Raw genomic sequence first — 26,473 nt, 5'->3', positions numbered from 1 at the left:
GCTCACGCCGCCCTGGCGGTGCGGCCGAGAAAAGGCTCGTAGAACCGGTCGATCTCGCCAAGCACCTCGTCCGCATCGTCGATGAAATTGGCGCGGTTACGGAACTCGGCCGAACCGTGCATCCCCTTGGTGTACCAGCCCAGATGCTTGCGCGCGATCTTGATCCCGACATCGCGCCCGTAATGGTCGAGCATGCGGTGGTAATGCTCGACGAGGACCGCGTGCTGTTCATCGAAGCTGGGCGTGGGGATCGTTTGCCCGGTGCGCCACCAATGCATGACCTGGCCCAGCAGCCACGGCTTGCCATAGGCGCCGCGCCCGATCATCAGCCCGTCGGCGCCCGATTGTTCGAGCGCTTTCGCCGCATCCTCGATCGTGGAGATATCGCCATTGACGATGACGGGGATATCGACCGCTTCCTTCACCTTGCGAATAAAGGACCAGTCGGCCTCGCCTTTATACATCTGGTTGCGCGTGCGCCCGTGGACGGTGATCATCTTCACGCCCAGGCCTTCCGCGATCCGCGCGAGTTCGGGGGCGTTGAGGCTGGCATGGTCCCAGCCCATCCGCATCTTGACCGTCACCGGCAGGTCGACCGCCTCGACCGTCGCCTGCATTAGCTTCGTCGCCAGCGGCACCTCGCGCATCAGGGCGCTGCCGGCGAGCTGGCCGACGACCTTACGCACCGGACAGCCGAAATTGATGTCGATGATCGCCGCGCCGTTCCCTTCCTGGAGTTTGGCGGCCTCCGCCATGCTTGCCGGATCGCAGCCGACCAGCTGCATCGAGACGGGCTCCTCGGTCTTGTCCCACTCCGCTTTCTGCACCGACTGGCGCGTCTCGCGGATCGCGGCTTCGCTGGCGATCATCTCGGTAACGTTGAGACCCGAGCCATAGCGGCGCACGAGCGTGCGGAACGGCATGTCGGTGACGCCCGTCATCGGCGCGAGCAGGACGGGCTCGTCGATCTGGACCGGGCCGATGCGGATCGGCTTCAGGGCGGGAGGAAGGGGGGGCGTGGCCATGACGGGGAAGAGGTCTTCGTGTGTTTACGGGGGCTTGTGCTTAAATTTTGTGCACCGCTTAGTGGATTGCGAAAAGCCCGTCCAGACCCTAAGCGCTGCCGCGCGATGGACGGCCCTCCCCCTTCCGACACGGCCCTGCCCCCTTTCGCCGCAATCGTGGTGGCCGCCGGTAAGGGGCTGCGCGTCGGCGGCGAGGTTCCCAAGCAATTCCGTAACTGGCGCGGCAAACCGCTGCTGCGCCATTCGGTCGAGCGTTTGCTCGATGCGGGCGCCGCGCCGCTGATCGTGGTAATCGCCGAAGATGCGCAGCGCGATGCCAAGACCGCGCTTGACGGACTTTCAGGCTACGAGTGGATCACAGGCGGCGCTACCCGACAGGCTTCTGTGCACGCGGGGATCGACGCGCTCGCCGAAGCCGAGCCACAGCATGTCCTGATACATGATGCCGCCCGTCCGGACCTGCCGCGCGAGGTGATCGCCCGCTTGCTCGCGGCGCTGAACGAGCATCCGGGCGCGATCCCGGTCCTGCCCGTGGTCGACAGCCTTGCGGTGGCAAGCGAGAGCGCGACGATGACGGGATCGGCAAACCGCGAGGACCTGCGCCGGGTACAGACCCCGCAAGCCTTCCGCTTCGAGGCGATCCGGGCGGCACACGAAAGCTGGGACGGAGCAGCGGATGCCGGCGACGATGCGCAAGTCCTGCGGGCAAGCGGCGGTTCAGTCGCGCTCGTTCAGGGCGATGAGCGCCTTGCGAAAATCACGTTTGCCGAGGACTTCATGCCGCACACCCCATCCCCCGCCTTCCGTATCGGACAGGGCTACGACGTGCACCGCCTGGTTGCGGGCGAGGAATTGTGGCTGGGCGGGATCCGGATCAAGCATACGCATGGCCTCGCCGGTCATTCCGACGCCGACGTCGCGCTTCACGCGGTTACCGATGCGGTGCTCGGCGCAATCGGCGAAGGCGATATCGGCACCCATTTCCCGCCCAGCGACCCACAATGGCGCGGGGCGCGCTCCCATCGATTTCTCGAACATGCGGTCGCCCTTGCGCAGCGGGTCGGCTATACGATCGGCAATATCGACCTGACCCTCATCTGCGAAGCGCCAAAGATCGGGCCGCACCGTAAGGCGATGCGCGACAGTCTCGCGCAAATCACCGGCCTTGCTGCCGACGTGGTCAGCATCAAGGCGACCACCACCGAGGGCCTGGGCTTTACCGGCCGCGGCGAAGGTATCGCGGCGCAGGCCATCGTTCTGCTTACCAAGACAGGAGACCTATCTTGAAACCATCCCTCCGCGCCAATGCCCTCGCCCTAGCAGGCCTCGTCGCTCTTGCCGGAGCACAGCCGGCGCAGGCGCAGCAGCCGATCTGCGTCCAGTCCGCCGATCTCAGCGATACCGTGACCTACGCCTTGCCGCTCGCCTACGATGCGGCCATGCGCAGCTGCGCCGCTTCCTACGGTGCGGACAGCTTCATGCGCACCGGCGCGCCGGCTTTCGTCGAGGGCTTTCGCGCGCTGCAGGACGATAGCTGGCCCGGCACCTTCCGCTTCCTCCGCACTTTCATGGCCGCCGAAGCCAGCGGTGGTGACCCAGCCATCAACGCGATGATCGCCACCCTTCCCGAGGAAAATCTGCGCCCCTTCGTCGATGGGCTGGTGGTCCAGATGATCGGCGGCGAGATCAAGCCCGATAGCTGCGGCGCGATCGAGCGCGGTATGGAATTGCTCTCGCCGCTGCCGGCGCAGAATGTTGCGGGGCTGGCAACCTTCATCGCCGAACTTGCCGATGTCGACAATCCGCCCATTTGCGGTACCGTCACGCTGGAAGCGGCGGCCGAGTGAGCGCGATGCTGCTTCCCGAGGATGTCACCGATCTGGCGCGGCGCGTGGTCGCCGAGAACGAGGCGGCGGGCCGCATGCTGGCCACCGCGGAAAGCTGCACCGGCGGGCTCGTGGCAGGCGCGATTACCGAGATCGCCGGTTCCTCGAGCGTCTTCGATCGCGGTTTTGTCACCTATTCGAACGAAGCCAAGATGGAAGCGCTCGGCGTCGCGCAGGATATCATCGAAACCTTCGGCGCGGTTTCGATCGCCTGCGTCTGGGCAATGGCGCAGGGCGCGCTCGAACGATCCAAAGCCGATGTCGCGGTGGCGATTAGCGGGGTGGCGGGCCCGGGTGGCGGAACGCAGCTAAAGCCTGTTGGCACAGTCGTCTTCGCACGCGCCTTTCGCAATCAAACCGGCGAACCCGAAGGGGAAATGAAGCATTTCGATGGCGGCAACGGCAAGGACGCCCGCGCCCGCATTCGCCATCAGGCGACGATCTGCGCGCTCGAACTGCTGTTGCCGTAAAGCTCGTGCGCGCGCGCCTCGAAGGCGGCGACCATCTTGCGGAACGCACGGTCGAAATATTGCCCCGCAAGCGCCTGGAACACGCGGTTCTTGAACTCGAAATCGACCGCGAAATCGATCTCGCAGGTGTTCTCGTCTACCGGACGAAAAATCCAGACATTGTCGAGATCGGACAACGGCCCATCGACGTAATGAACCGCGATCTCGCGCGGACGGTCCTTGCTCACGCGCGAAGTGAAGGTTTCGCGGATCGACTTGAAGCCCACGACCATGTCGGCGACCATTTCGGTCTCGCTGTCCGAGCGCACGCGTGTCGCGATCACCCAGGGCAGGAATTCGCGGTAGCGTTTAACGTCGGCGACGAGATCGAACATCTGCTCGGCGCTGTAAGGCAGCCTTCGGGTTTCGCGGATGCCGACCATCAGACCTCTACGCGGTCCACTTTGCGCAACCGTTCTTCGCGGCGCTGCTTCATCTCGGCGAAATCCTCGCCCGCGTGGTAGCTCGAACGGGTCAGCGGGCTGGAGGCGACCTGCAGGAAGCCCTTGGCCCGCCCGATCGAACCGAAGGCGGCAAAGGCCTTGGGCGTCACGAATTCCTCCACTTTCGCATGTTTGGGCGTCGGCTGGAGATATTGCCCCATAGTCAGAAAATCGACATCGGCGCTGCGCATGTCGTCCATCACCTGATGGACCTCCAGGCGTTCTTCGCCGAGGCCCAACATGATGCCCGACTTGGTGAAGATCAGCGGATTGTGCGCTTTCACTTCCTCCAGCAGGCGCAGCGAGGCGTAATAGCGCGCGCCGGGGCGGATCGTGGGATAGAGCCGCGGCACGGTTTCCAGATTGTGGTTGTAGACGTCCGGCCCCGCTTCGCAGATCGCCTCGACCGCGGGGCGCATCTTGCCGCGGAAGTCGGGGGTGAGGATCTCGATCGTCGTGTCCGGCGTGTTGCGGCGCAGCGCCTCGATCACCTTGACGAACTGCCCCGCCCCGCCATCGGGCAGATCGTCGCGGTCGACGCTGGTAATGACGATATGTTCGAGGCCGAGTTTGGCCGCGGCGACCGCCGTATTCTCCGGCTCCATCGGATCGACGGCGCGCGGCATCCCGGTCTTGACGTTGCAGAACGCGCAGGCGCGGGTGCACACATCGCCGAGGATCATAACGGTTGCGTGCTTTTTCGACCAGCATTCGCCGATATTGGGGCACGCGGCCTCTTCGCACACAGTGTTGAGGTTAAGCTCGCGCATCAGTCGGCGCGTCTCATTATATCCTTCGCTCACCGGGGCGCGCACCCGGATCCAGTCGGGCTTGCGCTGGCGCGCGGGCCGATCGCCTTCGGGTTGGGACTGCGGCGGATTGGAGAGGTCGTTCATGCCATCCATCTAGAGATTGCGCCCCTGCCCCGCAAGCCGCAGGCCGAGAAGCGCCCTCCCCAATTTGCGAGGTCCGCCGGAGATGATGCGCGTTTAGAAACTGGCTCCTCACGCGAGTGGAATTATTTGCAACTCGCGCAGATCGTGCTTAGGGCGCGTCTACTTACCGGGGGAAACAGCGCGATGCTCGAAACGGCGATCCAGACCTTTACCTCGCCCGTAGTGTTGTTCTTCGTCCTCGGTCTGTTCGCCGCCTTCGTCCGGTCCGACCTCGCCATTCCCGAACCGATCGCCAAGGCGATGTCGCTTTATCTGATGGCCGCGATCGGCCTCAAGGGCGGCGTCGCGGTTGCCAAGTCGGGGATCGATGCGACCGTGCTTTCGGCGCTGGGCGCGGGGATCGCGGCGGGCTTCATCCTTCCCTTCTTCGCCTTTGCCGTGCTCAAATCCTTCGGCCGGCTCGATCGCTTGAATTCGGGCGCGGTCGCGGCGCATTACGGCTCGATCAGCGTCGTCACTTTCGTCACCGCAGTCGAAATCCTGACCGGTCAGGCGCGTGAGCCGGGCGGCTATATGGTTGCCGTGATGGCTGCGATGGAAGCGCCCGCCATCCTTTCCGGCCTGCTGCTGGCACGCGGCGCGGGCAGCGGGAGCGGAACGCAGTCCTCCGGCGAAATGCTGCACGAGGTGTTCACCAATTCTTCGATCATGCTGCTGCTCGGCGCGTTCGTCGTCGGGTTGATCGGCGGGCCGCTTGGCTTTACCGATGTCGCGCCTTTCTTCGAAGCGGGCTTCAAGGGCGTTCTTTGCATCTTCCTGCTCGACATGGGGCTGATCGCCATGCGGCGCATCATGGATGCGCGCGCAATCACCTGGCGGCTGACGCTGATCGCGATCTTTCTGCCGCTGGTGAATGGCGCGGTCGGTACGGCGCTGGGCACGGTCATCGGCCTCGATGCGGGTTCCGCCGCGGCGCTCGGCGTGCTGTGCGCGAGTGCCAGCTATATCGCGGTACCCGCGGCCATGCGCCTGGCGCTGCCAGAGGCCGATCCGGGTATCTATCTCACCATGTCGCTTTCCATCACCTTCCCATTCAACGTGCTCATCAATATCGGACTGATCAGCGCCTTTGCGGTCTTGCTCGCGGGCGGCAGTGGAGCAGTGCCATGATCGAAACCGTCATCCGCAAACGCATTGAGATCCTGTGCGACAAGGCGCTTCAGAAACGCGTCACCGCCGCCGTGGACCGCGCCGGGATCACCGGGTGGACGATCGTGCCGGTCACCAGCGGCAAGGGGCGCGAGGGGCTTTGGCGCGAGGAAAGCGTAATGGGCACGGACAAGGTTTTCGTCCTCACGATTGCTGCGGAAGAGAAGGCGATGGCTCTTGCCGAAGACCTCGCTCCCATGCTCACCGATCTGGGTTTCATCCTCACGATGTGGGACGTCGAGGTGATCCGGGGAGAGCGGTTCGACTGATTTCCGCCCCCTGCTGGGAGGACAGGAAACGTGCCGGAATTTGCCGAACTCTTGAAAGGCTATCGCCGCTTTCGCGAAGAGACCTATCCGCGGCAAAAGGCGCGCTTCGACATGGGCGCGGCCGAGGGCCAGCATCCAAAGCTGATGATCATCGGTTGCTCCGACAGCCGCGTCGATCCTGCGCAGATTTTCGACGTCGATCCGGGCGAGATTTTCGTCGTGCGCAACGTCGCCGCGCTGGTTCCGCCTTTCGAGCGCAAGCCCGGTCTTCACGGCGTCTCCGCCGCGGTCGAGTTCGCGGTGCAGATGCTGGAGGTGAAGCAAATTCTCGTTATGGGCCATGGCCGTTGCGGCGGCTGCAAGGCGGCGCTGACGGGCAATTACATGGGCATGGCGCCGGGCGAAGGCGGCTTCATCGCCAACTGGATCGACCTGCTGGGCGAAGCGCGCGAACCGGTGGCGCGCAAGCATGGGACGAGCGGGCGCAAGGCGGAGCTGGCGATGGAATTCGCCGCCATCCGCCAGAGCCTTACCAACCTGCGCAGCTTCCCCTGGGTCGCCGACAAGGAGGCCGGCGGCGTGCTCAAGCTGCGCGGGGCGCATTTCTCGATTCGCGAAGGCGTGCTCTATTCGCTCGACGAGGAAACCGGCGAGTTTCTGCCCGAGGATTGAATGCTCTTGCCCTTGCGCCCTTGCCCCGAAACGCGCCCGCGTCCAAGGAGCGGCCATGCCTGAAAGCGAACTCAAAAATATCGCGCTGCTGATCGATGCGGACAATACGATGCACCAGGGGATCGACCCCGTGCTGACCGTCATGGCCGAGCTCGGCCAGGTCAATATCCGCCGCGCCTACGGCAACTTCGCGAAGGACAATCTGTCGCCCTGGGCGGCGATCTCGAACAAATACGGCATCCGCCCGCAACAGCAATTCGACGTCTCCAAGGGCAAGAACGCGACCGACATGGCGATGGTGATCGATGCGATCGACCTTCTCTACCAGGGCAAGGTCGACGGCTTCGGCATCATGACCTCGGACAGCGACTTCACCCCGCTCGTCACCCGCCTGCGCCAGGATGGTCTGATCGTCTACGGCTTCGGCGAGGCGAAGACCCCGCAGGCATTCAAGGCCGCCTGCACCCGCTTCATCGACATCAAGAAGTTGATCGCGACCAATGAAGCCGATCAATCGAATGCGAACCGGCGCGCACCGAAGCCGAAGGAAGCAGTCGACGACGATCTGCACGAGCTGATCACCTCGGCCTATTCCGAGGCGAAGAAGGAAGAAGGCTTCGCCCGACTCTCGCAGGTCGGCCAGATTGCCGGCAACCGGTCTAGCTTCGATGTGCGCAATTACGGGTTCCAGAGCCTGAAAGAACTGGTCGAAAGCCTCGGCAATTTCCGCCTCGAATATCGCGACGACAATCAGGTCTACGTCAAACGCGAACGCTGAACGGCCAGCCACACAAAAGGGCGCCCGAACTTTGCGAGGTCCGGGCGCCCTTTATGTTTGGCTTGGCGGTGCTCAGGTGCCGGTCATTTCCGGCGTCGCGCTGACCGCGGTGGCCGCGGCTTCGGCAGCACTCGTGCCGCCGGCAAGCTGGTTTGCGTAGGCGATCCAGAGCTGGGCGATGGGCATGCGATTGCCGCTCACCTTGCCCAGCGTCTCGCGCGCGGCGGCATAGTCGCCCATGCCGATCTGCGCGATGCCGAGCCGTGTCAGTTCCTCGTCCATCGAGACCCCCGGCATGCTTAGCGACCGCTCGTAGAAGCGCGCCGCCTTGGCGTATTCGCCATAGCTCAGGAAGGCGTCGCCCGCGGCGACCACCGTGCGCAAGGCCGCGCCGTCGGCGCCGGCATCGCGTTCGAGATCGGGCAGCTCCGCCTGGTCTGCTGCGATCCGGCCCTCGGCGGTGTCGAGCGCTTCGCTCACGAACAAATTGCTCTCGGAGATGACGCCCGATGCCTTGCCCTCATCGATCACGTCCTTGACCTCGCGCGGCAGGCGGCGCGGATCGGCGGCTTCGATGTAATAATCGTAGTCCGAGGCATCCTGCAGCGCGCCGGTGCGACGCGAGAGGCGGAACAGATCGAGCATTTCGCCGCGCTCGAAGGTGTTGAGGTTGCGCGTTAGGTTGACCGCGTCACGCCAATTGGTTTCGGAGGGGAAGTCCGCGATCCACATCGTCGCAAACTCGTAGACGGTCGGCTCGATTTCGTTCTCGTATGCGACAGTCACACCGCGGCGATACCACTGCTCGTCGATCGGCTGGCCCGAGGCCTTGCGCGCTGCGATTGCGTCCTTGAGATAATCGAAGCCCTCGGCATATCGATTTTCCGCGAAATAGCTTTCCGCCATCGTGATCTGGAGCCCTGCGGCGTCGATCTGCTCGGTGGTGAAATTCGCATCGATCGCATTCTGCAGATAGGTACGGCTCTTGGCGTAATCATCCTGCTGGGCGGCAAGTTGGTAGGCGATGAAGTTGTAACGCCCGACCTGATCGGCCGGCACCATTCCGCTGGAAAGCATCATTTCCATGCCGAGGAGCTGGAGCTCTGGGTTCTCGATCTTGCTCGCCGCATTGAAGATCAGCGAGCCGCCCGCAAGCTTCTCGTCATTGGTGTTGAGCAGGCCGGAGAGCTGGCGAAGTTCGCCCTCGATGCCTGTGAGGTCGGCGCCTTCGGCTTTAAGCTTTTCATCGAGCGGCGTGTAAACGGCGCGAAATTCGTCGCCATAGCCGCCGCCATCCTGTTCCTGCTCGCTGTCGCGATCTCGGTCGCGATCGCGGCGCTGGGCATTCGCCTCGGCCGGGAAGATCGCCGTCGCGGTGACGGCGGTGCCGGTCGCGAGGGCAATCGCGAGGGCAAGGTTAGAACGGGTTTTACGAGTGCTAAGGAATGTCATCGAAGGCTTCCTCTGGTGGGGGTAACGGGGCCGTGGATTTCGCCATCCTACGGCGGTCGAAATGCATGACGGATCACTGAACTCAACGCACGACATTTGCAAATGGTCCTAGACGAGACGTGCTGAACGCCGTTTGAATAATAGCAAGATCGGTGCGTTGCCACGCAAGAATGGTTCGTATGGCGCGACCAGACGCGCATCGGGTCGGGCGGATGGAGCGAGGTGTGGAAAAAGGCCGCGCAGCCCCCGCTTTGTTCCCCCCAACGAGTGGCGAATGCGCCAGGCAATGCCTAGATTGGAAGCTGCGCGGATAAGCGCGTTTCAGATAACGATAGAACGGCCCTTTACGCCTTGAGCGACAGCAACGACATTCTCGATCCCGCCGCCCCCTCCCCCGGCCACGATTACGAACGCATCGACATCGTCGATGAGATGAAGACGAGCTATCTCGATTACGCGATGAGCGTGATCGTGGCGCGCGCGCTGCCGGATGTGCGCGACGGGCTGAAGCCGGTCCACCGCCGTATTCTCTACGCTTCGCGGCTAGGAAATTTCGTCGCCGGGCGCCCTTATGTGAAGAGCGCCAAAATCGTCGGCGACGTGATGGGTGATTTCCACCCTCACGGCGACAGCGCGATCTACGATGCACTCGCCCGCTTGACGCAGCCGTGGTCGATGCGCGTTCCGCTGATCGATGGTCAGGGCAATTTCGGCTCGATGGATCCCGATCCGCCCGCCTCCATGCGCTACACTGAGGCGCGGCTGGCGCGCGTCGCGGATACGCTGCTGGGCGATCTCGACAAGGATACGGTCGATTTTGTCGACAATTACGATGGCCGCAAGCAGGAGCCTTCGGTCCTCCCGGCGCGTTTTCCCAACCTGCTGGTCAACGGCGCGGGCGGCATCGCGGTCGGCATGGCGACGAATGTTCCGCCGCACAATTTGGGCGAAGTGATCGATGGCTGCCTCGCCTTTATGGACGATCCGGCGATCACCTCGGAAGAGCTGATCGAGCATATCCCCGGCCCGGATTTCCCGACCGCTCCCCTGATCCTCGGCACGAGCGGCGCGAAATCCGCCTACACGACCGGGCGAGGCTCGATCCTGATGCGCTGTCGCCACGAGATCGAGACCGCGCGCGGCGACCGCGAGAGCATCGTCTTCACCTCGATCCCCTATCAGGTCGGCAAGGCGGGTCTTGTCGAGAAGATTGCGGAAGCCGCCAAGGACAAGCGGATCGAAGGCGTCAGCGACATTCGCGATGAAAGCTCGCGCACCGGAGTGCGTGTCGTCATCGACTTGAAGCGCGATGCGACGGCAGAGGTGGTGCTCAACCAGATCTGGCGGCACACGCCGGCGCAATCCTCCTTCCCCGCGAACATGCTGGCGATCCGCGGCGGGCGTCCCGAAACGCTCATGCTGCGCGACTTCATCCAGTCCTTCATCGCCTTTCGCGAAGAGGTCATCACCAGGCGCACCAAATACGAGCTCGGCAAGGCGCGCGACCGGGCGCACATCTTGCTCGGCCTGGTGGTCGCGGTGTCGAACCTCGACGAGGTGGTCGCCATCATTCGCGGCGCGTCCAACCCCGCCGATGCGCGCGCCAAGCTACTGGCGAAGGAATGGCCGATCGGCGACATCGCGCAATATATCCGCCTCGTCGAAGCGATCGAGCCGAGCGCGGATCAGGAGGGCGGCACCTATCGCCTCTCCACCCGCCAGGTGAAGGCGATCCTCGACCTGCGCCTCCACCGCCTCACCGCGTTGGGCCGCGACGAGATCGGCGACGAGCTCGCGGAACTCGCCGAGAAAATCGAGGAGTACCTCGCCATTCTCGCCGACCGCGCGAAACTCTACGAAGTCATGCGCGAGGAGCTCGAGGAAATCCGCGCCACCTATGCCACGCCGCGCGTTTCCGAGATCGCGCCGGCTTGGGATGGGCTCGATGACGAGGACCTGATCGAGCGCGACGACATGGTCGTGACCGTGACGCTCGATGGCTACATCAAGCGCACCCCGCTCTCGACCTTCCGCGCGCAGAACCGCGGCGGCAAGGGCCGCGCAGGGATGAGCACCAAGGACGAGGACGCCATCGCCGAAATGTTCGTCACCTCGACGCACAATCCGGTGCTGTTCTTCTCGACCGCGGGCAAGGTTTATCGCCTCAAGGTCTGGAAATTGCCCGAAGGCGGTCCTGCGACCCGTGGGCGGCCGATCGTCAACCTGCTTCCCGCGCTCGATGCGGATGAAACGATCCGCACCGTCCTGCCCCTGCCCGAAGACGAGGGCGACTGGGGCGCGCTTTCGGTCGTGTTCGCCACGGCCAGGGGCAACGTTCGCCGCAACTCGATGGACGCCTTCACGAACATCCCTTCCAACGGCAAGTTCGCGATGCGCTTCGACGAGGACAGCGAGGACAAGCTGATCGGCGTGCGACTGGTTTCGGCGGGCGACGACGTGATGCTGGCCTCGAAGTCGGGCAAGGCGATCCGCTTTGCCGCAGAGGACGTGCGTGAATTCACCTCGCGGACCTCAACCGGTGTGCGCGGCATGAAGCTCGGCGAGGGCGATGCGGTGGTGTCGCTCTCGACGCTCGGCGCAACCGGCACGACGCCCGAAGAGCGCGAGCAATATCTCAAATTCGCGCCCTACAAGGCGGAACGCGAGGGCGAGCCCGATCTGGCACCCGAGCGTTTCGAAGAGCTAGGCGAACGCGAGCAATATATTCTTACCGTCTGCGCCAACGGCTATGGCAAGGTCTCGAGCGCCTACGAATATCGGCGGATCGGACGCGGCGGTCAGGGCGTCGTCAATATCGACAATATCGCGCGCAATGGCCCGGTGGTCGCGAGCTTTCCGGTGACCAGGGGCGACCAGCTGATGCTGGTGACCGATCAGGCGAAGCTCATCCGGATCGGGCTCGATTCGCTGCGGATCATGGGTCGCAACACCGCAGGCGTGCGCCTGTTCGATGTCGGCAAGGGCGAGCACATCGTCAGCGCGGTGAAGATCGACGAAACCGAAGAGCCCGAGAACGAAGCCGAGGAAAGCATCGTCGAAGAAATGGTCGAGCGGCGTGGCGGCGGCGACGAGACGAAGCCATCGACGACGCTGCATTCGGACGAGAATATCGGCGAGGGCCCGCCCGACTAGTTAACGGGCAGTCTTCTCGCCGCGCAGGGTCTGGACCACCCCGGTCGCGATCATCAGCTGGCCTGCGAAGTAGAGCGGCCAGACAAGCACATCGGGCAATACGCCGAGGTCGAACGCGCCCATCCGGCTGAAGATCAGCCAGTCGCTGACGACGAACAGCACCGCGCCGATCCCGACCCGGTAGCGCGGAAAGCGGCTGGTCCATGCGGCCGCCGCCATCGCCCCGAGAGCTGTCCCATAAACGAGGATGAGAAGATCGCCGCTAAGCAGGTAGGACACCGCCGGCGTGACCGCGAACAGGGCGACGGCGAGCAATTTCTGACTGAGCACCAGACGTTCGCGGCGGTTTCTGAGGTAGAGGACGATGGCGACCGCATGCGAGAGCGCAAACAGCGCCCCGCCCACCTCGAACCACAGCTCGATCGCCATGTCCGCTGCTGCCGCCAGCGCGAGAACGATCGCCAGGATCGTCCCGTCGGTGCCGACCGACCAGCGCCAGGTATAGATGACGAGCGAGCCAACCGCCGCGCCCTTGATCGCGATGAGCCAGAGCCCGCCAATCGGATTGTTCCAGAGGAAATAGAAGGCGAGCGCCGCCGCGATGCCGGCCAGCAACCAGGGCCGGTGTTCGACCAGCGCGCGCTTTGCCTTTGCCACGTCGCTCCCCTCCCCCTCTTCGCCGGCCATGCTTGCATGCGCGCTACCACGCAATTACCTGCCTCGCCATGACCTCTTCCCACAAGTCCCACGATGTGCAAATTATCGGCGGCGGCCTCGCCGGCTCCGAAGCCGCCTGGCAGCTGGCGCAGCGCGGCGTGCGAGTGCGTCTGTCCGAAATGCGCGGCGCTCCCGAAGAAAAGGGGGGCGAGATGACGCCCGCCCATCAGACCGATGGGCTCGCCGAACTGGTATGCTCCAACTCCTTCCGCTCCGACGACGACACCAAGAACGCGGTCGGCCTGCTGCATCACGAGATGCGCGCGCTCGACAGTATCGTCATGCGCGCAGGCGAAGTGGCGCGCGTGCCTGCCGGAAGCGCGATGGCTGTCGACCGCGATGTCTTTTCCGATGAAGTGCAAAAGGCCCTCGCCCAACATCCCCTGATCGAGATCGTGCGAGAACGCATCGACACCCTGCCCGCAGACGGCCTAACCATCGTCGCCACCGGCCCGCTCACTGCGCAGTCGCTTGCGCAGAGCATCGTCGGCGCGACCGGCGAAGATCGCCTCGCCTTCTTCGATGCGATAGCCCCGATCGTCCACCGCGACAGCATCGATATGTCGAAATGCTGGATCCAGTCGCGCTGGAACAAGCGCACCGAAGCCTCGAACGAAGAGGGCGACTACATCAATTGCCCGATGACGAAGGCGCAATACGAGACCTTCGTCCAGGCCCTGGTCGATGGCGAGAAGACCGACTTCAAGGATTGGGAGAAGGACACGCCCTATTTCGACGGCTGCATGCCGATCGAGGTGATGGCCGAGCGCGGGGTCGAGACTTTGCGCTACGGCCCGATGAAGGGCGTCGGCCTCGACAATCCCTACGACACCACCGAAGAGCATCCGCAGGGCCGCTGGCCCTACGCCGTCGTGCAGCTGCGCCAGGACAACAAGCTCGGCACCCTATGGAACATGGTCGGCTTTCAGACGAAGCTCAAATATGGCGCGCAGGTGGAGCTGTTCCGCACCATTCCGGGCCTGGAGAATGCGGAATTCGCAAGGCTCGGGGGGCTCCATCGCAATACCTTTCTCAATTCGCCGCAGGTGCTCGATCGCCAGCTGCGACTGAAGGCAGCACCGCATATCCGCTTCGCCGGGCAGGTGACGGGCTGCGAGGGCTATGTCGAAAGCGCCGCCGTCGGGCTCGTTGCCGGAATGATGACGGCGGCCGAGATCGCCGGGCGCGAATGGCGAAGCCTACCGCGCACGACGGCGCTGGGCGCGCTGCTTGCGCATGTCACCGGCGATGCCGAAGCGGCGAGCTTTCAGCCGATGAACGTCAATTTCGGGCTGTTCCCGCCGCTTCACGAGGTCAAGAAGAAGCAGCGCAAGGAAGCCTATACGAGCCGGGCGAAGGCGGATTTGGCTAAATGGATCGCTGAACACATCGAGCGAGTCCCCGCGTAGGCGGGGACCTCCATCAAGTTCGCGCGATATTCGACAAGGTCCCAGCCTTCGCCGGGACTTGCAACGTGGTCAGCACCTACAAGAGGTCCGCTTTTTCGGCTTCGGCGCAGACGTCGCGAACTCCGCCTGCGTCAGCTCTTCATTGCCGTTCGCGTCCATGCCGGCAAAGCGGTCCGACGTCGTCACCGCCCATTCCTCGAAGGTCAGCAGATTGTTGCCGTCCACATCGAGCTTGCGGAAGGCGTCGGAGCGCGAGGACAGCATCTCGTTGCGGGTAATGATCCGGTCGCGATTGCGATCGTAGCGGTAGAAGCGGCGCTCTTCGCGGGTGAGTTCGCTCACCTCGGGCGGCGCGGGGCCGACCATGTCGCCCGGATCGACTTCGGGCAGAATGTCGGGATCGACCATTTCCACCTCTTCGACCTCGGGTGGCGGCGGGGCGTTGGCTTCGACCTCGGCGCGGCCCTGCCACCAGAACACGCCGACCCCCGCAAAGATCAGCCCCATGAAAACCCCCAATATTCCTTCACGCATCCTGCGACCCCCTGCGTCCCTAATTTCGGCTTCGTTAGCATGCGATCACCGCCCGAACAAAGCGGCGCGTGCGGCGATCAACGCAGCGCCGCGCCCCTCCAGCAGCGGCCGCCCTCCCCGCTCCAGTGCGCGCCGGGCGAGCGCACCAAGCACGGCGAGCCCACGCAGCTCGCGCGGCAAACGTTTGGCGGGCACGCGCTTCGCAAGACCGCGGCGGATCACTATCGCGCGCTCATCCGCATCGCTCACATTGGAGGCGAGGTCGGCAAGCGCCCATTGCTCCGCGGCACTGCGCGCGCTCTGCATAGTCTTATCAGCCAGTCCCGCCGTTCCGCCGAAAGGATCAAGCAGCGCGGCGGCCCGCCCTTCCGCAAATGCGTCGATCGCCGCCTCACCCAGGCGATCGCCGCCTAGAATATGTTCCCAGCCATCGACGAGCGGCACCAAGCCCCTCGCGCCCTCGCGCCAATATTCGCCGATCGCATCGAGCACCGCATCGCCCCGCGGTCGCTCGGCAGCCGGCTTGCCCAGCATCTCGCGCCACCAGGCAAGCCGCATCTGGCCGAGCATCGGTTCGCTCGTCCCGGCAACGATCCGGCCAAGCCGCTGGTCGAGCTCGAACACTATCCTTAACGCCGCACGCCGACCGGCCGGCGTATGAGCCAGCGCGAGTTCGACTTCGGGCGGCAGTGGTTCGGCGAGTGATGCGGAGGGCGGCGGCATTGCTCAGCTAAGCGCGCCGGTTTCCCCGCGTGTCAACCGAGCGCATTCCTCGGGCGTCCAGTCTCCACGGTCGCGGCCACTGCGCGATCAGCAGACGTGCGTTGCCACCCCCGTCACCGGCGTGATATTCATGAGGGCAGCGCCACGGGTGCGGAACATCGCACGTTCGTAGAATATGCCGTCGCCGGGCAGCATCCCCTCGACCAGCGCCTCACTGATGATTTCGCTATAGGGAAAGAAGATTTCCGAGATGATCACCATCTGGTTCTGTCCCAGCGCGACATCGTTGGGAAGGTCCACTTCGGGACCGTCGGCAATATCGCCGGTGTCCGTCCACTCGGTGCCGATAGTACTCTCGAAGCTGTCTTCCGCCGAACAGCGCTGCCAGGCGACCTTGTTCTGCACCTCGTCGTCGTCCTCGTCGTAAATGCCCACTACCGCGGTGACAATGACCGTCCCGGCGGGATCGAAGGCGAAGGGGGCAGCGATTAGCTCAACCGCCTCGAACATGTCGCCCATCTGCCGTTCGTTGGGTGCGATCTGGTTGCTCGCGACCTGGTCGGCGATGGTCGAGGCGATGCGCTCGCTCTTCTGGTGCGCAAGGACGACATTGGTGAACTCAATGCCGATCAGCCCGAAACCGAGAAAGATGGGTAGCGTGTAGGCGAACTCGATCAGCGCCATGCCTCGCCGGTCTCGGCGCAGTCGCCGGAGGAAACCGCGAATGCCCCAGTCCGGCCCGCCGGCCCTGGATCGATTATCTCGGCGCAGTCTCAGCATGTCTCATCCGTAAAAGGTTCATTGCGCACCACCGTCACCGCTGTCAGCGTATAATGCGGCTGCCCGTCTGTGACGGTATTGGCGAAGAAGGGAAACAGCGAGGGAACGTCCTGCGACGCGGTGAATCGCACGACGTCACCGAACCCGCCGAAATCGCCCGACAGGCCCATGTCCTCGTCCCATTCACCGTTGCCGTTCGTGTCGGTGTAGCTCTCGCCTGGATCGCGTGTCCCGTTGTCGTTGACGTCGTCGAAGGGTTCGGGATTGCCGACATCGCCAAAATTGCTCGAATAGGATTCGACCGTTAGCGCAGCGGGCTCGTCATCGACGCTCATGATGACCGACATGCGGTCCTGCAGCCGAGTTTCCACCGCACTCGCAACATCATTTGGACAGGGCGACACCCGCGCTTCGCGCGAGGCGGCGAGCACCGCGCTTTCGAGCGTCGAGCGCGCGAACAGGATGTAGCCGATCTCGAGCAGGCCGGTAACGAATAGGATCAGGACCGGAGCGACGAAGGCAAATTCAACGATCGTCACGCCGTCCTCGCGGCGTCGGAGCTGTCGGAACATTGCCATCAGTTGGTCAACCGCAAATTCACGAGTTCCGCCGCGATGGTGACGAAAGCCTCGTTCAACTGCGCCCCGTTGGCTGCCGAGAAGAAGTGGGTGTTGCGATCGGTTGCACAATTGCGGAACATATCGCGCGTCGCATTGCCTTCGGCGTTGTTGTTGAGCGCGAAAGCAATCGTGTAGATCTCGATGCCATCACCTTTCATAGCTTCGCACGACTTGGCGAAGCGATAGGCCAGGTTGGTGATTGTATCGTCGCGATCGGTCGTATCGATGATGATCTTGTCTTCGTAAGTCTTGTAGGCGGTGTAGGCGGTGTCGAGAACCGTGCCACCCGGACCACTACGACCATCATCTTTACTGTCGAAGTTTCCGTCGGTCATGAAGATCACGACTTTCTTCACCGGGATGCCAGAGGGCCGTGCACGTGGGAAGACGTCATCGCGGCTTATCAGGCGGTAAGCCCAGGTCATTGCCGCATTATGGAACGTGCCGGTGCCGGGGCGCAGCGCATAGTTTTCGTCGTCGATGTAATTCCTAAGCCCGTTGCGCGTGTTAGAATAGGACAAGGGTAGCGCCTGCGCCGGGCACTGGTAATTCGGCGATGCACCCCAAATGTTGTTGGGGCTCGCCGAAGTGCTCTCGCCCGAATGGTGGCTGTAATAGCGGGCATTCACGAAATCGCCCGAATCGGGCAGTCGGGCGATTGAAATCCGCGAATTTGGCTGCGAGCAGTTGCGATCATTGCCGCTGCTCTTGTGAACGCAGATGTCGTCGCCGTGCAGCCGGATCAGCGCGTTGCGCACGGTGGGTATCTCGAGGATACCTTCATAGCCGCTCGGCACGTTGTAGCGATTGTTCACGTCCTGGAACGAATCGACGTAGATCGGCGGATAGACAAACGGCTCAATCTTGGGCATCGAGCTGCCTGGATCGCCCGGCATCTCGTCACCGATATCGTAGGCGCCGGTGTCGATCGTGAGGGGATCGGACGAAATGTCGCGGATCGTCTCATCGGCGAAGACACAGCCTTTCCAACCCAGCGTGTCGGTCACCGGCTTGTCGGTGAAACCGGGATAGGACTGGACCATGCTGGCATCGTGCATGCGCACCAGGCGCCCGACATTGACCATGGTGTTGTAAGGCAAGATGCCGACGGCGAAGCCCTCGCGCGTGTTGCTGTCGCCATAGATCGTGTCGATAAAGTTCTTTGCCGCGGTCTTAAGTGAGGACATGCGCGAGCCGCGCATCGAGCCGGTATTGTCGAGCACCAGCAAAGCCTCGACCGAATTGGGTAGCGTTTCGGACGCCTGCGCGGTCGCGGATGCGGCGAATGGCAGAGTATCGATACCGATGACGCGCAAAAGCGTCGTGTCGACCGTCCCGCTGGCGTCGACATCGACGACGATCGTATCGTCTTCCGCGGTTACGGTAACGTCGCTAGTCGTGATCGTCGCGCCGACATAGCCGACCGGGAAGTTGGCGACGATATAGTCCTGTCCGATATTCTCGGATGCGTTGATCGAATTGCTTGACAATTGCTTGGCTCGGACGGCGGCGAGCGCGCCTGCGTCGACGGCGCCCTGGAGCTTCGACTGCGCGAGATAAGCGCGGCCGAAATCGATGCTGCTGCCGATCATCGCCATGGTGGGGATGAGCGCGCCGGCCATGATTGGCAGCACGCTGGCACGTGTACTGCGACGAAGGTGCGAGATAGCGCGCGCGAGCCCCGTGGGGCGATGGCTTTCTGCCTGAGTAGTCTGGTACGGTCCCAGCATGTACGTAGCTCCACGGTAGAGGTAGAGCGTCAGCTAGCGCGGATTCCTTTACTATCGCCTAAAGTGACATGGTTAATAACGGGGTCCCGCCGCGGGTGCGGAACCGGCGCTGTGCCGGTTCGCAGCGCGCGGAAAAGCGACGTTCGCGCACTGTCAGGCGTAGCACACCTTCTTCACCGCGCGGACGATCCGTTCGGCATCGATCAGCGCGAGTGCTTCGAGGTTCGCGGCATAGGGCAGCGGCACGTCTTCGTTGCAGACGCGCAGGACCGGCGCGTCGAGATCGTCGAAGCCTTCCTCCATGCAGATCGCGATGATTTCCGACGCGATCGAACAGGTCGGCCAGCCCTCTTCGGCGACCACCAGGCGGTTGGTCTTGGCAAGGCTGGTGAGCACAGCTTCCTTGTCGAGCGGGCGCAGGGTGCGAAGGTCGATCACCTCGGCATCGATCCCCTCTTCCGCGAGCTTCTCCGCCGCTTCGAGCGCGAAGCCGACGCCGATCGAATAGGTGACGATGGTCGCATCCTTGCCCTCGCGCACGATCCGCGCCTTGCCGATCGGAAGGATATGGTCGTCGAGATCGGGCACCTCGAAGCTGCGGCCATAGACCAGCTCGTTCTCAAGGAAGACGACCGGATCCTCGGTGCGGATCGCGGCTTTCATCAGGCCCTTGGCATCGGCGCTGTCATAGGGCGCGATGACGATGAGGCCGGGTACGCTCGCATACCACGGTCCGTAATTCTGCGAGTGCTGCGCGCCCACGCGGCTCGCAGCGCCATTGGGTCCGCGGAAGACGACCGGGCAGCGCATCTGGCCGCCGCTCATGTAGTTCGTCTTCGCTGCCGAGTTCACGATATGGTCGATCGCCTGCATCGCGAAGTTGAAGGTCATGAATTCGACGATGGGGCGCAGACCGCCCATCGCCGCGCCCGTCCCGATCCCGGCAAAGCCATATTCGGTGATCGGCGTATCGATCACGCGCTTCGATCCGAATTCGTCGAGCAGGCCCTGCGTCACCTTGTAGGCGCCCTGATACTCGGCGACTTCCTCGCCCATGACGAAGACGCGTTTGTCGGCGCGCATTTCCTCGGCCATCGCATCGCGCAGGGCTTCGCGCACAGTGATCGAAGTGAAGCTGGTGCCTTCGGGTATCTCGGGATCATCGGAGCGCGGCGCGGCCTTTGGGGCGCTCACGCCGCCTGGCTCGTCACGGCCTTCGTCCTTGCCCTCGCCCGGCTTGTCGTCGACCGGCGCCTCGTCCTTTTCGGCAGGCGCTTCGACATCACCCGCATCTTCGCCCTCGCCCGCCATCATGGCGATGACGGCGCCAACGGCGACATTCTCCGTGCCTTCCTCGACCATTATCTTGGCGAGCGTGCCTTCGTCGATAGCCTCGAATTCCATCGTCGCCTTGTCTGTTTCGATCTCGGCGATGATGTCGCCCGGCTCGATCACATCGCCCTCAGATTTGAGCCACTTGGCAAGCGTGCCCTCCTCCATCGTCGGCGAAAGCGCGGGCATCTTGAGTTCAATCGCCATCAATAGTCCTCCACCAGCACGTCGGTGTAGAGTTCGGACGGGTCCGGCTCGGGCGAATTCTCCGCGAAATCAGCCGCTTCGGCGACGATCTTGCGAATTTCCTTGTCGATGGCTTTCAGATCGTCCTCGCTGTGTCCGGCTTCGATCAGGGCCTTCTTGAGGCGCTCGATCGGGTCTTTCTGCTCGCGCTGCTCCTGCACTTCCTCGCGCGTGCGATACTTGGCAGGGTCGGACATGGAATGGCCGCGATAGCGATAGGTGTTGCACTCCATCAGCACCGGGCCTTTCCCGTCGCGCACATGCTGGAACGCGACCTCGGCGGCGGCGCGAACTTCGAGGACGTTCATGCCGTCGACCTCCATGCCCGGAATGCGGAAGGCGGTGCCGCGGCGATAGAAACGCGTTTCGGCGGAGGACCGCTTGGTCGCGGTGCCCATGGCGTATTGGTTGTCCTCGACCACGAAAACGATCGGCAGGTTCCAGAGCGAGGCCATGTTGAAGGTCTCGTAAACCTGCCCCTGGTTGGCCGCACCGTCGCCGAAATAGGCAAGGCACACGCCGCCATCCTCGTTATACTGATGCGCCAGCGCGAGCCCGCCGCCAAGCGCCACCTGCGCGCCAACGATACCGTGGCCGCCGTAGAATTTGCGCTCGGTCGAGAACATGTGCATCGACCCGCCCTTGCCCTTCGAAATGCCGGCTTCGCGGCCTGTCAGCTCCGCCATGATGACCTTGGGATCGATGCCGTAGGCGAGCATGTGACCATGATCGCGGTAACCGGTGATGACGCTGTCCTTGTCGTTGTCGAGCGCCGATTGCAGCCCGATCGCGACCGCTTCCTGACCGATATAGAGGTGGCAGAAGCCGCCGATCAGGCCGAGACCGTAAAGCTGGCCCGCCTTCTCCTCGAACCGGCGGATGAGAAGCATCTGGCGGTAGAATTCGAGCATCTGATCGTCGCTGGCGTCGAAACGCTTGCTCTTCTCGAATTCGTCCTGAAGCGAATGAAGGGTGAAATCGGGGTCGTCCGACGGAGCGCTCGCGGGGCTGGCCGGGACCTTGTTCGAGCCTCGCTTGGCGGCGGGCGTTTTCTTCGCACCGGCTTTGTTGGCAGGCGCCTTTCCGGCGGGGGCTTTCTTGGCGGCGGGTTTTCTGGCCACGGGCGTTCGATCCTCTCCGATCGGACGGGCCGCCAACGTCCGGAGGTGGACGAACCGGCCGGTCACAACTCTCGAAGGCGCCTATAGGCACGCAGCCCGCAGCGACGCAACGTCAAGCCGCGCGGCGCGGCGCTTTTAACCGGAATGGAGAGATATTGGGAAACCGCTTACCGAGCGAGTGGTGCGTCACTCGTCCTCGATCACGACGACGATCTCGTCGGGATGGAGCACGCCCAGTTCCTGGCGCACCAGTTCGGTCACCAGATCGGGATCGGCGCCCTCGGGATCGAGCAGCTCGACCCGGTTGGCGAGAGCATCGCGTTTCTCGGTCAGCACCGCGATGCGCGCCTCGCGCTGTTCGAGCACTTCGCTGCTTTCGGCCCAGGCGAGCAGCCCGGTCGGCCCGGCGATGGCGGCGAGCGTAAGGGCGACGAGCAGCGCAAGCGCCGCGCCTTGTCTCACCTGTTCCCGCATCGGCTTGCGCATCGTGTCCCCGCGATCTCTCGTCTCACCCTCACAGAATCACACAGGCGCGCCGGTTGCAAGGAAAATGCGCTTTCTACGCGGTTTTGCGGGGCGCGCCGCCGTCAATAGGATCGCGGGAGACCGAGAACATGTTCGGCGAGATAGGACAGGATGAGATTGGTCGAGATCGGCGCCACGGTGTAGAGCCGCGCTTCGCGAAACTTGCGCTCGACATCGTATTCCTCGGCAAAGCCGAACCCGCCGAAGGTCTGCACGCACATATCCGCCGCCGCCCAGCTTGCCTCCGAGGCGAGCAGCTTCGCCATGTTCGCCTCCGCGCCCCCGGACGCCGATCCGGAGCCGCCTTCGTCGTAGACCTGCGCCGCATGATAAACCATAAGCTCGGCGGCGCACATCTGCGCATAGCAGCGCGCGATCGGGAACTGGACGCCCTGGTTCTGCCCGATGGGCCGAGCGAACACGCTGCGATCGCTGGCATAGTCCTTCGCCTGCTGGATGAACCATTTCGCATCGCCGATACATTCCGCCGCGATCAGGATGCGTTCGGCATTCATGCCCGACAGGATGTAGCGAAAGCCCTTCCCCTCCTCGCCCACCAGCGCGCTGGCCGGAATGCGCAGATCGTCGAAGAAGACCTCGCAGGAGGAGTGGTTCATCATCGTGCGGATCGGCTTGATGCTCATGCCGTTTGCGAGCGCCGCCTGCATGTCGACCAGGAAGATCGACAGGCCATCGGTTTTCTTCTCGACTTCCTCGCGCGGTGTGGTCCGCGCCAGCAGCAGCATCAGGTCCGAATGCTCGGCGCGGCTGGTCCAGATCTTCTGTCCGGTGACGACATACTCGTCGCCATCTCGCACCGCGCGGGTCTTCAGGCTGAGCGTGTCGGTGCCGCTGGTAGGTTCGGAAACGCCGAAAGCCTGCAGCCGCAATTCGCCATTGGCAATGCGCGGCAAGTATTCCGCCTTCTGCGCCTTAGACCCGTAACGCAGCAACGTATTCATGATGTACATTTGCGCGTGCGCCGAACTGCCGTTCGAGCCCGAGGCCTGGATCTCCTCCATGATCACGCAGGCTGCCTGGAGGCTGAGGCCGCTGCCGCCATATTCTTCCGGAATGAGCGCCGCGAGAAAGCCCGCTTTGGTCAGCGCGTCGACGAATTCAGATGGATATTCGCGGCTCGCATCCTTCGCCCGCCAGTATTCGCCGGGGAAGTCCGCGCACAGATTGCGCACCGCGCGGCGAATTTCGCCCAGTTCTTCGCTTTCGTTTCGCATGGCGCGCTGTGTGCCGTGGGCGGCGTGCGAAGTCCACCGCGCTCACGGACCGAGCGGCAATCGCGGGAACCGGCGGTGGAAAACGACATTTGCCAAGCGCACGAAAACCGGAATAAGGGCCGCGCATGCTTCGCACACTCACCGATCAATTGAACGACATGGGTTCGGAATTCGTCCGCGCCCTGCCCTCGCTCGGCATCGCTCTCGTCATCCTCATCATCACCGCGATCATTGCGGGCTTCGCGGTGAAGATCGCCGATGCGATTGTCGGCAAAACGACCCTGCGCCCCAGCCTTCGCAATCTGATCGAGACGCTGGTCAAGCTCGCGGTATGGCTGCTCGGCATCCTCATCGCGATGATTGTGGTGTTCCCCGGCCTCACGGTCGGCTCGCTCGTCGCCGGGCTCGGTATCGGCGCGGTCGCGATCGGCTTCGCCTTTCAGGACATCTTCGAGAACTTTCTCGCCGGCGTCCTCATCATGATCCGCGACAAGATGCGCATCGGCGACGTCATCGAATGCCAGGAAATCATCGGCAAGGTCGAACACATCACCTTGCGCGAAACGCACATCCGCGCGCTGTCGGGCGAGCTGACGGTGGTGCCCAATTCGATCCTGTTCAAGAACCCGGTCGAGATTCTCACCGATACCGAAAAGCGCCGCCACGATGTCGTGATAGGGGTTTCCTACGACACCGATCTCGACGAGGCCGCCGAGGTGATCCGCAAGGCGGTCTCTGCGGTGGAAGACGTCGATACCGAGAAGGGGCTCGATATCTTCGCGCAGGAATTCAACTCGTCCTCGGTCGATTTCCTGGTGCGCTGGTGGTCGGGATCGACCCCGCGCGCCGGCTGGGAATCGAAGGACAAGGTGGTACGCGCGATCAAGCGGGGACTGGACGATGCGGGGATCGAAATCCCGTTCCCCTACGTCACGCATACCTTCAAGGAGAAGGTGCCGCTGGGCGAGACACCGGGCGAGGAAGTTTAGCGCGCTCGCATAGGCGCATTCATGCTACCGCCGCCTCGACGAGAGGAGAATCGGCCCCGTGAAAATACTGACTTCCGATCCCGCCCGCTTCGCGAACCTTCCCGACTACGATTTCGCCGAGCACTGGACTACGGTCGACCTTGGCGAAGGGCGTTCGGGACGGATGCATTATGTCGACGAGGGGCCGCGCGACGCGCCTGTCGTGCTGCTGTTCCACGGCGAGCCGAGCTGGAGCTTCCTCTATCGCAAGATGATCCGGCCATTGCTCGAGGCGGGCTTTCGCTGTCTCGCGCCGGACCTCATCGGCTTCGGCAAGAGCGACAAGCCCAATGACATCGCGTTCTACACCTATGACCGGCACATAAGCTGGCTGAAACAGTGGCGCGATGCGGTTTGCCCGCAAAATGCCGGCCTGTTCTGTCAGGACTGGGGCGGACTTCTCGGCCTGCGCATGGTGGGTGAGGAGCCCGACCGGTTCGACTATGTGGTGGCGAGCAATACCTTTCTGCCCACCGGCGGCACTCCGTCGCCCGCCTTCCTCGCCTGGCGCGAATTCGCCAAGACCTCGCCCGATTTCAAGATCGGCGAACTGCTCCAGCGCGCCACTGCAACCGAGCGCACCGAGGCCGAGATCGCCGCCTATGACGCGCCCTTCCCCGACGAGCCGAGCAAGGCGGGCGCGCGCGCTTTCCCCGCGCTGGTGCCGGTCGAGGACGGGATGGACGGCATCGAGCAGAACAAGGCGGCCTGGAAGGGCCTGGAGAGCTTCGACAAACCGTTCCTCACCCTCTTCGGCGAGGACGATCCGGTCACCGGCGGCCTTGCCCCGCACCTTGTCGAACGCATCGCGGGCGCCAAGGACATGCCGCATGCGACACTGCCCCAATGCGGCCATTTCTGTCAGGAGGACCGCCCGGCGGAACTGGCGCAGGGCGTGATCGATACGGCGAAAAAGGCGGGTGTTTTCTGAGCAGGCCGGGCTTGCGAGCATCCGATCAGGCCGCAGCCGCCCCCACCCCTTCCACCCTCACGCGGGCGCAGGAACTCGCGCTTGCCGTGACGGTCGCGGTCGTCACCGCCAATGCATACTACATCCACCCGATTATCGGCGAAGTGGCCGACAGTTTCGCGGTCGGCGATGCGCGGATCGGCATCGTTCCGGCGCTCAACCAACTGGCGCTGGCGCTCGGTATTTCCCTGCTCCTACCGCTGGGCGATCGCTATTCGAACAAGGCGCTGTGCATCCTTTTCGTCGCCGCGCAGACGCTCTTCATGCTTGGCATGGCGCTGGCGGAAAGCTTCGCGCTGTTCACGCTGTTTTCGACGCTGCTCGGCTTCGTCACCATCGCGCCCTATCTGATCCCGGCCTTCGCCTCGAAGCGGGTCGCGCCGGAGCGGCTGGGCCAGGTTACCGCTTTGCTCACAGCGGGCGTGATCCTCGGCATCCTGGTGGCGCGCCTGGGGGCGGGTTTCGTCGCGGCGCAATTCGGCTGGCGCGCGGTCTACTGGTGCGCCTTTGCGCTGATGGCGGGAGCGACATTGTTGCTGCCGCTCAGCCTGCGCGCGGAGCGGGCCGAGCCGAAAAGCGCGCAGGCGAGCTATGGCGCGCTGCTCGTGTCGGTCTTCGCGCTCGCCAGAGCCAATCGCGATATGCTGATCTCTGGCGTGATCCAGGGGCTCAATTTCGCCGGCTTCACCGCCGTATGGCTGGCGCTGGCGCTGCATCTGACCAGCCCGGCGCTGGGCTACGGGGTCGACACGGTCGGCACGCTCGCCGCGATCGCCATCGTCAGCATTCTTGCTACGCCGCGGCTGGGACGCTGGGCGGACACTGTCGGGCCGCGCCGCGCGCGCATTGCCGCCGCCGTTGTCCAGCTCGCCGGGATCGCGCTGCTTTACCCACTGGGCTGGAATGTGTGGACGGTGATCGTGCCGCTGTTCATCTCGAACCTCGTCGGGCCGACGATCGACGTCACCGGGCGCATGACCTTCCTCGCGCTGGAACCCGCCATCCGCACGCGGCTGACCACCAGCTACATCGTGCTGATGTTCCTGGGCGGCGCGCTCGGCAGCATTGCGGGAACCGCGGTCTACGATGTCGCTGGCTGGGCCGGCACCTGCGCGATGCTGACCGCGATGTCGCTTGGCGTGGTGCTGCTGTCGCTCTATGCGCGGCTCGATCGGCCGTAGCGACTGCTGCCAACCCGTGAGACCTTGTCT

26 protein-coding genes are annotated in these 26,473 nt (G+C 63.7%); 12 read left to right on the top strand and 14 right to left on the bottom strand.

The window, feature by feature from the left end:
• Nucleotides 1-2: 2 nt before the first annotated feature.
• On the bottom strand, nucleotides 3-1,025 hold the full coding sequence (gene dusB, locus V2I30_RS07655; protein ID WP_330661524.1) for a tRNA dihydrouridine synthase DusB: 1,023 nt from the start codon (nucleotides 1,023-1,025) through the stop codon (nucleotides 3-5).
• A gap of 105 nt (nucleotides 1,026-1,130) precedes the next feature.
• On the opposite strand from dusB, the gene V2I30_RS07650 reads away from it, so the two are divergent.
• The 3 genes from V2I30_RS07650 to V2I30_RS07640 are packed head-to-tail and all read left to right on the top strand — an operon-like array spanning nucleotide 1,131 to nucleotide 3,381.
• Nucleotides 1,131-2,312, top strand: coding sequence for a bifunctional 2-C-methyl-D-erythritol 4-phosphate cytidylyltransferase/2-C-methyl-D-erythritol 2,4-cyclodiphosphate synthase (locus tag V2I30_RS07650; protein WP_330661523.1), 1,182 nt, complete (start codon nucleotides 1,131-1,133; stop codon nucleotides 2,310-2,312).
• Nucleotides 2,309-2,872, top strand: a complete 564-nt coding sequence (locus V2I30_RS07645) for a hypothetical protein (protein ID WP_330661522.1) — start codon at nucleotides 2,309-2,311, stop codon at nucleotides 2,870-2,872. Before V2I30_RS07650 ends, V2I30_RS07645 begins: the two co-directional genes overlap by 4 nt.
• On the top strand, nucleotides 2,869-3,381 hold the full coding sequence (locus V2I30_RS07640; protein WP_330661521.1) for a CinA family protein: 513 nt from the start codon (nucleotides 2,869-2,871) through the stop codon (nucleotides 3,379-3,381). The genes V2I30_RS07645 and V2I30_RS07640 overlap by 4 nt, the downstream gene beginning before the upstream one ends.
• Here V2I30_RS07640 and V2I30_RS07635 read toward each other — a convergent pair.
• Nucleotides 3,342-3,803 carry a type II toxin-antitoxin system RatA family toxin gene (locus V2I30_RS07635; RefSeq protein ID WP_330661520.1) on the bottom strand — a complete coding sequence of 154 codons (462 nt, stop codon included), beginning with the start codon at nucleotides 3,801-3,803 and terminating at the stop codon, nucleotides 3,342-3,344. The genes V2I30_RS07640 and V2I30_RS07635 overlap by 40 nt on opposite strands.
• Nucleotides 3,803-4,759 carry a lipoyl synthase gene (gene lipA / locus V2I30_RS07630; RefSeq protein ID WP_330661519.1) on the bottom strand — a complete coding sequence of 319 codons (957 nt, stop codon included), beginning with the start codon at nucleotides 4,757-4,759 and terminating at the stop codon, nucleotides 3,803-3,805. The genes V2I30_RS07635 and lipA overlap by 1 nt, the downstream gene beginning before the upstream one ends.
• Nucleotides 4,760-4,942: 183 nt before the next feature.
• On the opposite strand from lipA, the gene V2I30_RS07625 reads away from it, so the two are divergent.
• From V2I30_RS07625 to V2I30_RS07610, 4 genes are read left to right on the top strand one after another with little or no spacing between them, the layout of a single operon-like run.
• Nucleotides 4,943-5,929, top strand: a complete 987-nt coding sequence (locus tag V2I30_RS07625) for a sodium-dependent bicarbonate transport family permease (protein ID WP_330661518.1) — start codon at nucleotides 4,943-4,945, stop codon at nucleotides 5,927-5,929.
• The gene (locus V2I30_RS07620) at nucleotides 5,926-6,237 is read left to right on the top strand and encodes a P-II family nitrogen regulator (RefSeq protein ID WP_330661517.1); all 312 of its coding nucleotides are present in this window, start codon (nucleotides 5,926-5,928) and stop codon (nucleotides 6,235-6,237) included. Before V2I30_RS07625 ends, V2I30_RS07620 begins: the two co-directional genes overlap by 4 nt.
• A gap of 30 nt (nucleotides 6,238-6,267) precedes the next feature.
• Nucleotides 6,268-6,909 carry a carbonic anhydrase gene (locus V2I30_RS07615; RefSeq protein ID WP_330661516.1) on the top strand — a complete coding sequence of 214 codons (642 nt, stop codon included), beginning with the start codon at nucleotides 6,268-6,270 and terminating at the stop codon, nucleotides 6,907-6,909.
• A 55-nt stretch (nucleotides 6,910-6,964) separates the two neighbouring features.
• Nucleotides 6,965-7,687, top strand: coding sequence for an NYN domain-containing protein (locus V2I30_RS07610; RefSeq protein ID WP_330661515.1), 723 nt, complete (start codon nucleotides 6,965-6,967; stop codon nucleotides 7,685-7,687).
• A 72-nt stretch (nucleotides 7,688-7,759) separates the two neighbouring features.
• Here V2I30_RS07610 and V2I30_RS07605 read toward each other — a convergent pair whose 3' ends face one another.
• Nucleotides 7,760-9,139: a hypothetical protein gene (locus V2I30_RS07605; protein WP_330661514.1), complete on the bottom strand. Its 1,380-nt coding sequence runs from the start codon at nucleotides 9,137-9,139 to the stop codon at nucleotides 7,760-7,762.
• Nucleotides 9,140-9,571: 432 nt separating this feature from the next.
• Here V2I30_RS07605 and gyrA point away from each other — a divergent pair, with 432 nt between their 5' ends.
• Complete coding sequence (gene gyrA, locus V2I30_RS07600; protein ID WP_442896916.1) at nucleotides 9,572-12,292, top strand: DNA gyrase subunit A; 2,721 nt, start codon at nucleotides 9,572-9,574, stop codon at nucleotides 12,290-12,292.
• Here the strand turns inward: gyrA and V2I30_RS07595 are convergent, their stop codons facing one another.
• On the bottom strand, nucleotides 12,293-12,949 hold the full coding sequence (locus V2I30_RS07595; RefSeq protein ID WP_330661512.1) for a lysoplasmalogenase family protein: 657 nt from the start codon (nucleotides 12,947-12,949) through the stop codon (nucleotides 12,293-12,295). It abuts the gene before it with no gap.
• 68 nt (nucleotides 12,950-13,017) lie between these two features.
• Between V2I30_RS07595 and trmFO the strand changes: the two genes are divergently transcribed.
• On the top strand, nucleotides 13,018-14,418 hold the full coding sequence (gene trmFO, locus V2I30_RS07590; protein ID WP_330661511.1) for a methylenetetrahydrofolate--tRNA-(uracil(54)-C(5))-methyltransferase (FADH(2)-oxidizing) TrmFO: 1,401 nt from the start codon (nucleotides 13,018-13,020) through the stop codon (nucleotides 14,416-14,418).
• 69 nt (nucleotides 14,419-14,487) lie between these two features.
• Here trmFO and V2I30_RS07585 read toward each other — a convergent pair whose 3' ends face one another.
• The 9 genes from V2I30_RS07585 to V2I30_RS07545 form a co-directional block, all read right to left on the bottom strand.
• A complete protein-coding gene (locus V2I30_RS07585) occupies nucleotides 14,488-14,952 on the bottom strand; it encodes a hypothetical protein (RefSeq protein ID WP_330661510.1) in 465 nt (154 codons plus the stop codon).
• A 45-nt stretch (nucleotides 14,953-14,997) separates the two neighbouring features.
• On the bottom strand, nucleotides 14,998-15,675 hold the full coding sequence (locus tag V2I30_RS07580) for a hypothetical protein (protein WP_330661509.1): 678 nt from the start codon (nucleotides 15,673-15,675) through the stop codon (nucleotides 14,998-15,000).
• 87 nt (nucleotides 15,676-15,762) lie between these two features.
• Nucleotides 15,763-16,359 carry a TadE/TadG family type IV pilus assembly protein gene (locus tag V2I30_RS07575; protein WP_330661508.1) on the bottom strand — a complete coding sequence of 199 codons (597 nt, stop codon included), beginning with the start codon at nucleotides 16,357-16,359 and terminating at the stop codon, nucleotides 15,763-15,765.
• 89 nt (nucleotides 16,360-16,448) lie between these two features.
• A complete protein-coding gene (locus V2I30_RS07570; protein WP_330661507.1) occupies nucleotides 16,449-17,027 on the bottom strand; it encodes a TadE/TadG family type IV pilus assembly protein in 579 nt (192 codons plus the stop codon).
• 5 nt (nucleotides 17,028-17,032) lie between these two features.
• Nucleotides 17,033-18,805: a pilus assembly protein TadG-related protein gene (locus V2I30_RS07565; protein ID WP_330661506.1), complete on the bottom strand. Its 1,773-nt coding sequence runs from the start codon at nucleotides 18,803-18,805 to the stop codon at nucleotides 17,033-17,035.
• A 153-nt stretch (nucleotides 18,806-18,958) separates the two neighbouring features.
• Nucleotides 18,959-20,344, bottom strand: a complete 1,386-nt coding sequence (locus V2I30_RS07560) for a pyruvate dehydrogenase complex E1 component subunit beta (protein ID WP_330661505.1) — start codon at nucleotides 20,342-20,344, stop codon at nucleotides 18,959-18,961.
• Nucleotides 20,344-21,504 (bottom strand): pyruvate dehydrogenase (acetyl-transferring) E1 component subunit alpha, encoded by a 1,161-nt coding sequence (pdhA, locus tag V2I30_RS07555; RefSeq protein WP_330661504.1) that lies wholly within the window; start codon nucleotides 21,502-21,504, stop codon nucleotides 20,344-20,346. The genes V2I30_RS07560 and pdhA overlap by 1 nt, the downstream gene beginning before the upstream one ends.
• A 186-nt stretch (nucleotides 21,505-21,690) precedes the next feature.
• The gene (locus V2I30_RS07550; protein ID WP_330661503.1) at nucleotides 21,691-21,990 is read right to left on the bottom strand and encodes an FtsB family cell division protein; all 300 of its coding nucleotides are present in this window, start codon (nucleotides 21,988-21,990) and stop codon (nucleotides 21,691-21,693) included.
• Nucleotides 21,991-22,091: 101 nt separating this feature from the next.
• Nucleotides 22,092-23,264, bottom strand: coding sequence for an acyl-CoA dehydrogenase family protein (locus V2I30_RS07545; protein WP_330661502.1), 1,173 nt, complete (start codon nucleotides 23,262-23,264; stop codon nucleotides 22,092-22,094).
• Between the two features lie 125 nt (nucleotides 23,265-23,389).
• Here V2I30_RS07545 and V2I30_RS07540 point away from each other — a divergent pair, with 125 nt between their 5' ends.
• From V2I30_RS07540 to V2I30_RS07530, 3 genes are read left to right on the top strand one after another with little or no spacing between them, the layout of a single operon-like run.
• Nucleotides 23,390-24,253 carry a mechanosensitive ion channel family protein gene (locus V2I30_RS07540; protein ID WP_330661501.1) on the top strand — a complete coding sequence of 288 codons (864 nt, stop codon included), beginning with the start codon at nucleotides 23,390-23,392 and terminating at the stop codon, nucleotides 24,251-24,253.
• 58 nt (nucleotides 24,254-24,311) lie between these two features.
• Nucleotides 24,312-25,223, top strand: coding sequence for a haloalkane dehalogenase (locus V2I30_RS07535; protein ID WP_330661500.1), 912 nt, complete (start codon nucleotides 24,312-24,314; stop codon nucleotides 25,221-25,223).
• Nucleotides 25,224-25,234: 11 nt separating this feature from the next.
• Nucleotides 25,235-26,443 (top strand): MFS transporter, encoded by a 1,209-nt coding sequence (locus tag V2I30_RS07530; protein ID WP_330661499.1) that lies wholly within the window; start codon nucleotides 25,235-25,237, stop codon nucleotides 26,441-26,443.
• The last annotated feature ends 30 nt before the right edge of the window (nucleotides 26,444-26,473 follow it).

The organism is Erythrobacter sp. (assembly GCF_036351135.1).
Classification (GTDB): domain Bacteria; phylum Pseudomonadota; class Alphaproteobacteria; order Sphingomonadales; family Sphingomonadaceae; genus Erythrobacter.
The sequence above is the reverse complement of the archived record's forward strand: the minus strand, read 5'-3'. Positions and strand labels throughout refer to the sequence as shown.